The sequence below is a fragment of the Acidovorax sp. GW823-FHT02H02 genome (genome assembly GCF_058797075.1).
The window spans coordinates 241,131-253,388 of sequence record NZ_JBXAJH010000004.1; the positions used below are offsets into that span (position 1 = coordinate 241,131).

13 protein-coding genes are annotated in these 12,258 nt (G+C 66.6%); 7 read left to right on the forward strand and 6 right to left on the reverse strand.

Annotated elements, in window-relative coordinates; all coding sequences use genetic code 11:
- Positions 1-37 precede the first annotated feature (37 nt).
- Complete coding sequence (locus AC1RDS_RS06435; RefSeq protein WP_026436763.1) at positions 38-376, reverse strand: P-II family nitrogen regulator; 339 nt, start codon at positions 374-376, stop codon at positions 38-40.
- Positions 377-426: 50 nt separating this feature from the next.
- On the reverse strand, positions 427-2,085 hold the full coding sequence (locus AC1RDS_RS06440) for an NAD+ synthase (protein ID WP_348683415.1): 1,659 nt from the start codon (positions 2,083-2,085) through the stop codon (positions 427-429).
- A gap of 83 nt (positions 2,086-2,168) precedes the next feature.
- Between AC1RDS_RS06440 and AC1RDS_RS06445 the strand changes: the two genes are divergently transcribed.
- The 7 genes from AC1RDS_RS06445 (at position 2,169) to sufT (ending at position 9,508) form a co-directional block, all read left to right on the forward strand.
- Positions 2,169-3,458 (forward strand): GNAT family N-acetyltransferase, encoded by a 1,290-nt coding sequence (locus AC1RDS_RS06445; RefSeq protein WP_348683417.1) that lies wholly within the window; start codon positions 2,169-2,171, stop codon positions 3,456-3,458.
- 207 nt (positions 3,459-3,665) lie between these two features.
- Positions 3,666-5,120, forward strand: coding sequence for a Fe-S cluster assembly protein SufB (gene sufB / locus AC1RDS_RS06450; protein ID WP_092696533.1), 1,455 nt, complete (start codon positions 3,666-3,668; stop codon positions 5,118-5,120).
- A gap of 84 nt (positions 5,121-5,204) precedes the next feature.
- The gene (sufC, locus tag AC1RDS_RS06455; RefSeq protein ID WP_348683419.1) at positions 5,205-5,975 is read left to right on the forward strand and encodes a Fe-S cluster assembly ATPase SufC; all 771 of its coding nucleotides are present in this window, start codon (positions 5,205-5,207) and stop codon (positions 5,973-5,975) included.
- 3 nt (positions 5,976-5,978) lie between these two features.
- Positions 5,979-7,220 (forward strand): SufD family Fe-S cluster assembly protein, encoded by a 1,242-nt coding sequence (locus AC1RDS_RS06460; protein ID WP_348683421.1) that lies wholly within the window; start codon positions 5,979-5,981, stop codon positions 7,218-7,220.
- Positions 7,213-8,487: an aminotransferase class V-fold PLP-dependent enzyme gene (locus tag AC1RDS_RS06465; protein WP_348683423.1), complete on the forward strand. Its 1,275-nt coding sequence runs from the start codon at positions 7,213-7,215 to the stop codon at positions 8,485-8,487. Before AC1RDS_RS06460 ends, AC1RDS_RS06465 begins: the two co-directional genes overlap by 8 nt.
- Entirely contained in the window at positions 8,484-8,963 is a 480-nt protein-coding gene (gene sufU, locus AC1RDS_RS06470; RefSeq protein ID WP_092696529.1) for a Fe-S cluster assembly sulfur transfer protein SufU, read from the forward strand. The genes AC1RDS_RS06465 and sufU overlap by 4 nt, the downstream gene beginning before the upstream one ends.
- Positions 8,963-9,508, forward strand: a complete 546-nt coding sequence (gene sufT / locus AC1RDS_RS06475; RefSeq protein ID WP_348683474.1) for a putative Fe-S cluster assembly protein SufT — start codon at positions 8,963-8,965, stop codon at positions 9,506-9,508. Before sufU ends, sufT begins: the two co-directional genes overlap by 1 nt.
- A 91-nt stretch (positions 9,509-9,599) precedes the next feature.
- Here the strand turns inward: sufT and AC1RDS_RS06480 are convergent, their stop codons facing one another.
- The 4 genes from AC1RDS_RS06480 to ppa form a co-directional block, all read right to left on the reverse strand.
- Positions 9,600-9,890: a DUF2249 domain-containing protein gene (locus AC1RDS_RS06480; RefSeq protein WP_092696527.1), complete on the reverse strand. Its 291-nt coding sequence runs from the start codon at positions 9,888-9,890 to the stop codon at positions 9,600-9,602.
- 96 nt (positions 9,891-9,986) lie between these two features.
- Positions 9,987-11,201, reverse strand: coding sequence for an NnrS family protein (locus tag AC1RDS_RS06485; protein WP_092696526.1), 1,215 nt, complete (start codon positions 11,199-11,201; stop codon positions 9,987-9,989).
- 181 nt (positions 11,202-11,382) lie between these two features.
- Positions 11,383-11,514 carry a hypothetical protein gene (locus AC1RDS_RS06490; protein ID WP_348683424.1) on the reverse strand — a complete coding sequence of 44 codons (132 nt, stop codon included), beginning with the start codon at positions 11,512-11,514 and terminating at the stop codon, positions 11,383-11,385.
- 98 nt (positions 11,515-11,612) lie between these two features.
- The gene (ppa, locus tag AC1RDS_RS06495; protein ID WP_092696525.1) at positions 11,613-12,149 is read right to left on the reverse strand and encodes an inorganic diphosphatase; all 537 of its coding nucleotides are present in this window, start codon (positions 12,147-12,149) and stop codon (positions 11,613-11,615) included.
- Between the last annotated feature and the right edge of the window lie 109 nt (positions 12,150-12,258).

Genomic DNA, 12,258 nt, shown 5'->3' on the forward strand with positions numbered 1-12,258 from the left:
CCCTCAGGGGGATGGCGCGAACCGACACAGGGGGAGCCTATACCGCGGCGTCGTCCAGGTCACCCGTGCGGATGCGCACCACGCGCTCCACGGCGGTCACAAAAATCTTGCCGTCGCCAATCTTGCCCGTGCGCGCCGCATTGACGATGGCGTCCACGCAGCGCTCCAGGTCTTCTGTCTTGACCACGACTTCCACCTTCACCTTGGGCAGGAAATCCACCACATACTCCGCCCCGCGGTACAGCTCGGTGTGGCCTTTCTGGCGCCCGAAACCCTTCACCTCGGTCACGGTGAGGCCCGTCACACCGCATTCGGCCAAGGCTTCACGGACCTCTTCCAGCTTGAACGGCTTGATGACGGCGGTGATCATTTTCATGGGGGAGTCTCCTGGAGGATAAAAAAGGCGGTGGAACTGGCGGATGCCCGTCAGGCCCTGAATTGGCTGGTGATAGGGTAGCGCCAGTCCTTGCCGAAGCTGCGGCGCGTGACGCGCACGCCCACGGGGGCCTGGCGGCGCTTGTATTCATTCAGCTTGATCAGCCGGGTGACGCGTTCGACATCGGCGCGCTCAAAACCGGCGGCAATGATGGACTCTATCGGCTCGTCATTTTCCATGTAACGCGCCACGATCGCATCGAGCACCTCGTAGGCCGGCAAACTGTCCTGGTCTTTCTGGTCGGGGCGCAACTCGGCACTGGGCGGGCGCGTGATGATGCGCTCGGGGATGGGGTTGGTGCCGGTGCCATACGGATCGTGCGCATTGCGCCAGCGCGCCAGATCGAACACCCGGGTCTTGGCCACATCCTTGATGGGCGCAAAGCCGCCGGCCATGTCGCCATACAGCGTGCAGTAGCCGGTGGCCATCTCGCTCTTGTTGCCGGTGGTCAGCACGATGGCGCCAAACTTGTTCGACAACGCCATCAGCAGCGTGCCGCGGATGCGGGCCTGCAGGTTCTCCTCGGTCGTGTCCTCGGGCAGGCCGGCAAATAGGCTCGCCAGCGCCGCCTTGAAGGTCTCGAACTGGGGTGCAATCGCGATTTCGTCATGGCGCACGCCCATGCGCTCGGCCATGTCGCGCGCGTCGATCCAGCTGATGTCCGCCGTGTAGGGCGAGGGCATCATCACGGTGCGCACCTTGTCGGCGCCCAGGGCATCCACGGCAATCGCCAGAACCAGCGCCGAATCGATGCCGCCCGACAGGCCCAGCAAGGCGCCCGGAAAGCCGTTCTTGCGCACATAGTCGCGCACGCCCAGCACCAGCGCGTCCCACAGGTCGGCTTCCAGGCTGCGCTCGGGCGCCACCTCCGCTTCTATTTTGATAGCATTCTGCGCTTCATGGATGCGCGCAAACACCAGCTTCTCTTCAAAACCGGGTGCCCGACCGGCCACCGAGCCATCGGCATTCAGGGCAAAGGAACGGCCTTCGAAAACCACCTCGTCCTGCCCGCCCACCAGGTGGGCATAGACCAGCGGCAGGCCTGTCTCGGCCACCCGCTCGCGCATGGTTTGCTCGCGCTCGGCGCTCTTGCCCAGATGAAAGGGCGAGGCATTGATCACCGCCAGCAGCTGCGCCCCTGCCTGCGCCGCAGCGCGCGCGGGCGCGGCAAACCACGCGTCCTCGCAGACCAGCACGCCCACCCGCACGCCCTCCACCTCGAACACGCAGGGCGACTGGCCGGCAACGAAATAGCGGCGCTCATCGAACACCTGGTAGTTGGGCAGCTCGCACTTGGCATAGGTCTGCTCGATCTGGCCATGCCGCAGCACGCTGGCCGCATTCAGGCAGGGGCTGAACGCCGGGTCATCCGGCGCCTGCTTTTGCGGATGGCCCAGCACGATCGCGAGGCCCTTCAACCCTGCGGTCTCGCGGGCCACGGTTTTCACGGCATCATCGCAGGCCGCAAGAAATGCGGGGCGCAAAAACAGGTCTTCTGCCGCGTAGCCACAGATGGCCAGCTCGGGCGTCAGCAGCAGCCGCGCGCCCTGCGCATGGGCCTCACGCGCGGCAGCGATGATTTTTTGCGCATTGCCGGGCATGTCGCCCACGACAAAATTGAGCTGAGCGGTGCAAATGGAGAGCGTCATGGAACTGGGATCGGCCCCTGCGGCCAGGTTGGACACCGCCACCCCTTGGAACCCCGCGCTGGGCGGCGGCCCGTGGAGGCAGCATGGCTGAAGGCAACATTATCGCGCGCGTGCTGGCATCGCCGCTGGAGGTGGACGCCAGCGCCTGGAACGCCCTGCTGGCGCAGCAACCGCACGCCACGCCCTTCATGCGCCACGAATACCTGGCGGCCCTGCACACCAGCGAAAGCGCCGTTCCCCGCACAGGCTGGACGCCCCGCTTCATGACGCTCTGGGAGGGCCAGGATCCACACGCGGTGCTGGTGGCCGCCTGCCCGCTGTACCTCAAGAGCCACTCCTACGGCGAATACGTGTTCGACTGGTCCTGGGCCAGTGCCTACGAGCAGCATGGCGTGCCGTATTACCCCAAGGCGGTGGTGGCCGTGCCCTTCACGCCCGTGCCCGGATCCCGGCTGCTGGCGCGCGACGAAACCACACGCCGGCTGCTGGTGCAGGCGCTGCGCCAGTGGTGCGAGGACGAGGGCCTGTCGTCCTTGCATGTGCTGTTTGCCAGCGACGACGACGTGCTGGCCAGCGCCCGGCAAGGTCTGATGCTGCGGCATACGGTGCAGTTCCATTGGCAGAATGCGGCCCCCACGCTCCCCGCTTCACGTGGCTCGCAGCCCTCCGACGAGGCGCTCGCCACCCTGGTGCGGCCCGGCGGCGGCCCAGGCCTCGCTTTCGAGAGCTTCGACCACTTCCTCGCCAGCCTGTCCCAGGACAAGCGCAAGAAGATCCGCCAGGAACGCCGGCGCGTGGCCGATGCGGGCGTCACCTTCCGCTGGGCACAGGGGTCCGACATCCGCCCGTCCGACTGGGACTTCTTTTACCGCTGCTACGAGCGCACCTACCTGGAGCATGGCAACCCGCCCTACCTCACGCGGGCCTTCTTTCAGCAGATGGCCGACCGGATGCCCGGGCACTGGCTGCTGTTCATTGCCGAGCGGGAGGGCCGATCAATAGCTAGCAGTTTGATAGCTATTGACGATGACCCGACCTGCGCCAGCGCAATTCATCCTGCAAAAAACCCACCCCGCGCCGCGTATGGCCGCTACTGGGGCGCGCTGGAACGCGTGGACTGCCTGCATTTCGAGGCCTGCTACTACCAGCCGCTGCAATGGTGCATAGCCCAAGGCGTGCAGCGCTTTGAAGGGGGCGCCCAGGGCGAACACAAGATGGCGCGCGCCCTGCTGCCGGTGCAGGCGACCAGCACGCACTGGCTGGCACACCCGGCGTTTGCCGATGCGGTGGAGCGATTTCTACAGCGCGAAGGCGCCGGCGTGGAAGACTATCTGGACCACCTGCAGGCGCGCAGCCCGTTTCGCGCCACCTAACCCCGCAAAAACCCACCGCGGCACCCGCCGATGCCCATGGGCCAGGCACGGTTACCACCTGCCGTGCTTGTACCCATCAATAAACATGCATAACATATGAATCTTTAAAACACACTCTCTCCAAAGGGCTCACCATGGTTCCCCACCCCGCAGCCACCCATCGCCGGGCCATCCGGGCAGCAACCGTCAACCTGTGGGGGAAATGCCATGTCCACCGTTGAACAGGCCGCGCCGCTGGCCCAGGCGCTGGAGCGCCCTTACCGGCACGGGTTTGTGACCGACATTGCGTCCGATTCCCTGCCGCCCGGCCTGGACGAAGGCACCATCCGCGCCATTTCGCGGCGCAAGCGCGAGCCCGAATTTCTGCTGCAATGGCGCCTGGCGGCCTTTGAACGCTGGCTGTCCATGCCCCTGCCCGCCTGGGCCCAGCTGCAGATGGAGCCGGTGGACTTCCAGGCGCTGAGCTACTACTCGGCCCCCAAATCGCTCCAGGACGGACCCCAGAGCCTGGCCGATGTGGACCCCAAACTGCTGGAAACCTACGAAAAGCTCGGCGTGCCGCTGCACGAACGCGCGCGTTTAGCCGGCGTGGCCGTGGATGCGGTGTTCGACTCGGTCTCGGTAGGCACCACGTTCCGCGAGCAGCTGGCCAGGGTCGGCGTGATCTTCTGCTCGTTCTCGCATGCGGTGGAGCACCACCCCGCGCTCATAGAGCGCTACCTGGGCACCGTGGTGCCTCCGGGCGACAACTTCTATGCCGCGTTGAATTCAGCGGTGTTCTCCGATGGCTCGTTCGTCTATATCCCCCAGGGTGTGCGCTGCCCAATGGAGCTGTCCTCGTATTTCCGCATCAACGCGCGCAACACCGGGCAGTTCGAGCGCACGCTGATCATTGCCGAGGAAGGCAGCCATGTGAGCTACCTCGAAGGCTGCACGGCGCCGCAGCGCGACGAACACCAGCTGCACGCCGCCGTGGTGGAACTGGTGGCGCACGAAGACGCGCACATCAAGTATTCAACCGTGCAGAACTGGTACCCCGGCGACGAGAACGGACGCGGCGGCATCTACAACTTCGTCACCAAGCGCGGGCTATGCGCCGGCAAGCGCGCCCACATCGCCTGGACGCAGATCGAGACCGGCTCGGCCATCACCTGGAAATACCCCAGCGTGGTGCTGCGCGGCGACGAATCGAGCGGCGAGTTCCATTCGATCGCGGTGTCCAACCACTTCCAGCAGGCCGACACCGGCACCAAGATGATCCACCTCGGGCGCAACACCAAAAGCCGCATCGTCTCCAAGGGGATCAGCGCCGGACACGCGCACAATAGCTACCGCGGCCTGGTGCGCGTGGCACCCACCGCCGCCGGCGCCGCGAACCACACGCAATGCGATTCGCTGCTGATCGGTCCCGATTGCGGCGCCCACACATTCCCGTACATCGACACCGCACGCAGCGACGCCGTGGTCGAGCATGAGGCGACCACCACGCGCATCTCCGAGGAGCGGCTTTTTTACTGCCAGCAGCGCGGTATCGACCCGCAGGAAGCCACGGCGCTGATCGTCGGCGGCTTCTGCCAGGCGGTGCTCGAAGAGCTGCCGATGGAATTCGCCCTCGAAGCCAAGGCTCTGCTGGCGGTATCCCTCGAAGGCGCGGTGGGCTGAAACACCGGCTTGCAGTCAAAAAACCGCCTTTGGCCCTTATCCATCGAGCGCTGCAAGCTATCAAAATTGAACCAAGGACACCCCATGACAACCCCCTCCCCCCTGCTGCAAGTGCGCGACCTGCGCGTGAATGTGGGCGAGCGCACCGTGTTGCACTCGGTCTCGCTCGATGTGGCACCCGGCTCCCTGGTGGTGCTGATGGGTGCCAACGGCAGCGGCAAGAGCACGCTGGGCCTGACGCTGGCCGGCCATCCGAACTACCGCGTCGCGGGCGGCCAGGCGCAGTTTGCCGGGCAGGATCTGCTGGCCATGAATGCGCAGGAGCGCGCCAGGGCCGGCCTGTTCCTGTCCTTCCAGACGCCGCCCGACATCCCGGGCGTGAAGAACAACCTGTTCATCCGCACTGCGCTCAACGCGGTGCGCGAGGCCCGAAGCGAGGCGCCGCTGGATGCCTTCGATTTCCTGGGCAGTGCCCGCGCCGCTGCCCAGCAGCTGGGCCTGCCCGAAGCCATGCTGGGCCGCCCGGTCAATGAAGGCTTCTCGGGGGGCGAGCGCAAGCGCAATGAGTTGTTGCAGCTCGCGCTCTTGCAACCGCGCCTGGCGCTGCTCGACGAAATCGATTCGGGCATGGACGTCGATGGCGTGCGCGCCGTGGTCCAGCTCGTGCAGAAGCTGCGCGCCCAGGGCACTGCCTTCGTGGTGGTGTCGCACTACCTGCAGCTCATCGAATCGCTGCAGCCCGACACCGTGTTGCGGCTCGATCAAGGCTGCATCGCTGAAACCGGCAACCTGGAACTGGCGCGCGCCATTGCCCGCACCGGCTTCGCGCGCACGGCCGAACCCGTGGAGGCCTGAGCCATGGACACCGCAAGAGCCGACGCACTGACCACCCGGGACCGCCTGGCCCTGCGGGGCTGGATACCTGCACGCAGCGAATCCTTTCGCCATCTGCCACCGCCCGGGGTGGAGACCTGGCTGGGAGACACCACCCATCCTGCCACGGCAGACGGCAACGCTTCACCCCTTTCGGGCGCCGGCTGGACACTGCACCCGGTGGGCGGCACACCGCCAGTGGGCGTCAGCGCCCGCTGGCTGGATGCCAGCGATCCGGCCCAGCGCGCCGAGTTGTTCGCCGGCCTGCCGCTGCCCGGCGAAGGCGACGCCGCCCCCTTTGCCTGGGCGCACCGCGCACTGTGCCGCCAGGGCCTGCGCCTGCGCATTGGCGGCACGCCCGCAACCGACACGGGCAAGACGGTGTGGCTGCACCTGCGCCACCAGCCGCGCACCCGCGTGGAAGCCCCGCTGCTCGTGGTGGACGTGCAGGACGGCGTGCGCTGCGTGCTGATCGAGACCCACGAACGCGAGCCAGCGCAATGCGGGTACCCGCTCGTGCAGAACCTGCACATCCACCTGCACGTCGGGCATGGCGCGACGCTGCAGCATCTGCGCATGGCAACCCCCGCCGCAGAGGACCAGATCGCCCACATCGTGCACGCGCGCCTGGACCAGGGCGCGCAGTATGCGCAGGCGCTCGTCGCGTCGGACAGCGCATACCACCTGCAACGCAGCGCGCTGGATCTGCAGGGCATCCACGCCAGCGCGCGCACCGCCGGCGTGCTGCTGGCCAGCAGCTCGGTGCTGGAGCAGCAGGTGCAGGCCTTGCACAACGCCGCCCACACCCACAGCGCCGTGGAGGCCCTGGTGCTGGCCAGCGGCAAGGCCCATGCGGTGGCCAACGCCCACACCCGCATCGCCCCGGGCGCCAGCGAAGCCAACGTGCGCCAGCGCCTGAGCGGCATCCCGCTGGCGGGCCAGCCCCGGCTGGTGCTGCGCCCGCACCTGGAGATCCACCACGACAAGGTGCAGGCCGCGCACGGCGCCACCTGGGGCGCACTGCCCGAAGACGCCCTGTTCTACGCCCGCCAGCGGGGCCTGGACGAAGCCAGCGCGCGCACGCTGATCATCGAAGGCATGGCCACTGCGCTGCTGGAACGTTGCTTCGACGCCCCCGACCTGCTGGCCACGCTGGAGGAAGACGGCCTGCTGGCGCGCACCCTGGCACGCCACCTGACCACAACCGAGGAGCCACACCATGGGTGAAATGCATTTCCTGCAGGAACTGGTCGCCACCCCCGGCGCACTCGCCAGCGGCGTGCGCACCCTGTTTCCGGTGCTGGAGCAGCGCATCCACGGCGCGGCGCTGGCCTACCTCGACAACGCCGCCACGACACAGGTGCCGCTGCCGGTACTGGCCGCCATGCGCCATTTCGAAGCGCATGACCGCGCCAACATCCACCGCGGCGTGCACACCTTGAGCCAGCGCGCCACCGACGCCTTCGAACAGGCGCGCAGCGACCTCAAGCGCTTCGTCGGTGCGGGCGCCGGGCACGAGCTGGTCTTCACCTCGGGCACCACCGAGGCGTTGAACCTGGTGGCGCACGGGCTCTCGGCCGCGCAGCCGGGTGGCGCTTTCCTCCAGCCGGGGGACGAGATCATCGTCAGCGGCCTGGAGCACCACGCCAACCTGGTGCCGTGGCAGCAGGCCGCCCGGCGTAGCGGCGCCATGCTTCGCGTGCTGCTGCCCGATGCACAGGGCCGACTGCATGCGCAAGACCTGGCCTGCCTGCTCACCCCGCGCACCCGCGTCTTCGCCCTGACGGCCTGCGCCAACGCCACGGGCGAAACACCGCCGTTCGCGGCCCTGCTGGCACAGGCCGCGCAAGCCGGCGCGCTCACCGTGCTCGACGCCGCGCAGGCCGTGGGACACACGGTCATCGACCTGTCGGCCCTGGCCTGCGATTTCATGGCCTTTTCGGGCCACAAGATGTACGGCCCCATGGGCACCGGCGCCCTGGTCGGACGCATGGCGGCACTGGAGCGCCTGGCGCCGCTGCGCTATGGCGGCGACATGGTCGAGCGGGTGAGCTACACCGACGCGGCCTTTGCCCCGCTTCCCAGCAGGCTCGAAGGCGGTACGCCCAACGTCGCTGGCGCCGTCGGCATGGCGGCGGCGGCCGCGTTCATCGAACACATCGGCCGCGCCGCCATCGATGCCCATGTGCAGGCAATGCGGGCGCACGCCGTGGCCGGCCTTGCCGCCATCGAAGGCATCACGGTGCTGGCGCCGCACGCCACCACGTCTGCCATTGCTTCCTTCGTCACGCCGCACGCGCACCCGCACGACATCGGCACCCTGCTCGACGCGCAAGGCATTGCCGTGCGCACCGGCCACCACTGCGCTCAGCCGCTGCTCGACCACCTGGGCACCGGGCCGACCACCCGCGCCTCGTTCGCGCTGTACAACACCCATGACGAGGTGGAACGGCTCATCGCCGGCGTGGCACATGCCCTGGAGGTACTGCGATGAGCGCCGCTGAAAACGACCTGTACCAGGAGGTGGTGATGGACCACAAGCGCGCCCCGCGCAACTTCGGCCACCTGCCCGCTCCGAACCACCAGGCGCGCGGCACCAACCCGCAGTGCGGTGACGACCTGAGCGTGGAGCTGGACGTTCAGGCAGGCCAGGTGCGCGACATCCGCTTCAGCGGACAAGGGTGCGCCATCTGCATCGCCTCGGCCTCGATGATGGGCGAGGCCGTGAAGGGCCACGACGTGGAGGCGGCGCAGCAGTTGCAGCAGCATTTCCGTGCCGTGCTCACCGGCGAGATCGAACCCGAGGAAGCGCAATTGGGCAAGCTCGTCAGCCTGGCCGGTGTGCGCCGCTACCCGAGCCGCATCAAGTGCGCCCTGCTGGGCTGGCATGCCCTGATGCACGCATTGGCGCAGGCACCCGACGCATCGCCTGCTGCAGCGGATGCCACCCCACCGGGGAACACACCATGATGAAACGACACCGCGAAGACGTGCTGATCACCCGTCCGGTACGGGTGGAGCGCATTCCCGAAGGCTCGCCACTGGATCTTGCAGCGGGCGAGCTCGCGCAACTCACGCAGGCTTTGGGATCGTCGTTCACGCTGCTGGTGGACGGGCAGCTGGTGCGCCTGAAGGGCGTGGATGCCGATGCCATCGGCAAACCCCCGCCAGCCACCCTGGCTCTGCCCGACAAGGTTGAACTGGAGGATGTGAGCGACCTGGTCTGGCAGACCCTCAAGACCTGTTACGACCCGGAAATCCCCGTGGACATTGTCGAACTGGGTCTGATTTACCGCTGTGACATCGAGCCGCTGGACAGCGACCAGGTCAAGGTCTGGATCGACATGTCGCTCACCGCGCCGGGCTGCGGCATGGGCGAATCGATTGCCGAGGAAGTGTGCGACAAGGTGCTGGCACTGCCCCGCGTGGGCGAGATCACCCTCAATCTGGTGTTCGATCCCCCCTGGGATCGATCCAGGATGTCCGAGGCCGCGATGCTGGCCCTGGGCCTGTAGCAAACTGCCATCACCGGAAGCCCCTTGCGGGCGCTGGTCCCGTCCTGCGGGTGCGATCCCGGCGGCATTGCACCGCCGGTGCCATGGTGCCTCAGCCCCCGCAGGCGCCACCCGAGCAGCAGGAGTCTTCCCGGGCCGCGGCAGGCTCGGTCTTGCTGATCAGCACGCGCCAAAGATCCGGGCCTTGCTGCAGATAGGCCCACTTGAAGGCACCGGCTGAGCGGGCCTGGAACTGGTGGTGCAGGGGCTGCGGATCATGGTCGTTGACCAGTTGCAGCGCCTCGCCGGGCAACAGCGCGTCAAAGCGGCCAAAAATCAGGGTGTGGCGCTCGCGGGGTGCAATCTCGCGGACATCGATGACGGAGCTCTGGGTAGGAAGCATGGCAAGACCTTTCTGAAAGGGTGTGAAAAACCAAAAGAACCGCTCTGGCCGAGCGGCACATGCATGCAGGCAGCCAGGGCCTGCATGGCGAAAACATCAACCGTCCTTGCCGTCCAGCCGCGTCTGGGTCAGCCAAGGGGTGTACAGGCCCAGGTAGATGGCAAAGGCCGTGGCCCAGGCCAGCGCCGCCAGCACCAGTGCGGCGGCATACCACTGCGGTGCAGCCAGCGGCAGCAGGACCCGCAGCACAGCGGCCCCCATCACCAGCCCATAGGCCAGCACCTCCAGCCGCCCGGCCTGCAGCGGCCTGCCGGTGTGGCCGCGCGCCGTGCGGGTGATCATGCCGACGATGAGTCCGCCCGTGGCGCCCACGGCGAAGGCATGCACCGCGGCCGACACCGCCACGGCACCCAGTTGCGCCAATGCCAGCAGAACCAACCCCACAGGAATCCATGCATACGATGCATGCAGGATCCACAAGATGGGGCGATTGCGCGTGATCCATGGCTTCCACCGCCACATGCGCCATCCATGCAGCAGCGCTGCCAACCCGGCCAGCACCGCCGTGACCGCACCCACGCCGAAAGGAGCACACACCCAGGACGCCAGTGCCAGCGCCGTCACGGCCAGAATCACGAGCTCCAGCGGACGCTGCGCCTGCAGCTTGAGCCCCGGGTTCACGCTCATGGTGAAAGCCGGCACCACACGCCCTGCCATCACGCACTCGATCATCACGATCAGCGTCAGACCCGCGTACAGCGCCTGTACGGGCGGCAGGTTGAGGACACCCAGCACCGCCAGGTGGAACACCCCGTTGGCCACGGACAGCAGCACCAGCACCCCCATCAGCGGCAGGTTGCGGCGGTTGCGCGCCCGCAGCAGCACCGCAAGCAGCAAGCCAGCCACCACGGGCAGCAAGACGACATCCAGCACGGCATAGACCACATAGGGCGCCACAACGGCCGCCACCCGGGCGGCAAGCCAGAGCAAGGCCAGAGCCCCCAGCAGCGCGCCGCGCGGAGTGGCCAGGCCGGTCCACGCCTTCACGGCCGTGAGCAGGAACCCGATGATGACGGTGGCGGCAAACCCGAACAGCATTTCATGGGCGTGCCACAGCAAGGGAGCGACCGGAAGGTTGAGCACCACCCACCCCATCATGGAAGCGATCCACAGTGGCACGGCCAGGCACGCCACCAGGGCTGCGCCCAGATAAAACGGGCGAAAACCCAGCCGCAGCAGGGGCATCCCCTGGAGAGCGGGGGCCGCAGCCCCGCTCGCGGCAGACATGACGGGTGTGGAGAGTGGTTTCATACGGTGATGCCCACTGCGCGGGAACAAGGGCGAGAGTGGGTGCTTATAAGATTCATTTCAAATGAATATTAACGCAGTGCACCCACCAATGCAAGCTCCGATGCATGCCATGGAGCCCGTTCTTCGTTCTTTATGGATCAGAAACCGTTCAGCGTGCGCCGGCCGAAATCCATCGAGGCGCTCAGGGCGAACGGTTCAGAGGGCGCCGGGCCGTGAGGGCCACCACATCCGCCACGGCATCCACCACGCGCCCCATATCCCGCCTGGCCGTTGCAGCACCGTTCGCCATGCTGCCCAGTGGCGAAAAAAGCATGCAAACCAGGCGGTTTGCATGCTTTTATCGTGACAGCTGTCAGCGCTTTATGGCAAAGCGCAAAGCCCCTATTTCACCGAAAAATCGGTGAACGAACTTCAGGCAGCGCCCTTCTGGAAGCTCGCGATACCGTCGGTGATTTCCTTCTTGGCGGCGTCGATGCCTTCCCAGCCCAGCACCTTGACCCACTTGCCCTTTTCGAGGTCCTTGTAGTGCTCGAAGAAATGGGCAATGGCGTTGCGGCGCATGGCGTTCACGTCGTCGATGGTCTTCCAGTGGTCGTACATGGGCAGGATCTTGGACGTGGGCACGGCAATCACCTTGCCATCCACACCGGCCTCGTCTTCCATCATCAGGATGCCCAGGGGGCGGCAGGGGACCACCACGCCGGGATGCAGGGGGTAAGGCGTGATCACCAGCACATCGACCGGGTCGCCGTCGCCCGACAGGGTCTGCGGCACATAGCCATAGTTGGTGGGGTAGTGCATGGCCGTGGTCATGAAACGGTCCACAAAAATGGCGCCCGATTCCTTGTCCACCTCGTACTTGATGGGGTCGGAGTTCATCGGGATCTCGATGACGACGTTGAAGGCATCGGGAACGTTCTTGCCTGGGGGGACGTTGTTGAGGGACATGTCTTGTATGAAAAGTTGATGGACGGCAATCCGCGCAGCATGCCGCGTCGGGATTAACCCTGATTTTAGGCACATGGCCCTTTCTGCCGGCTTGCAAATGGAGGTTTGG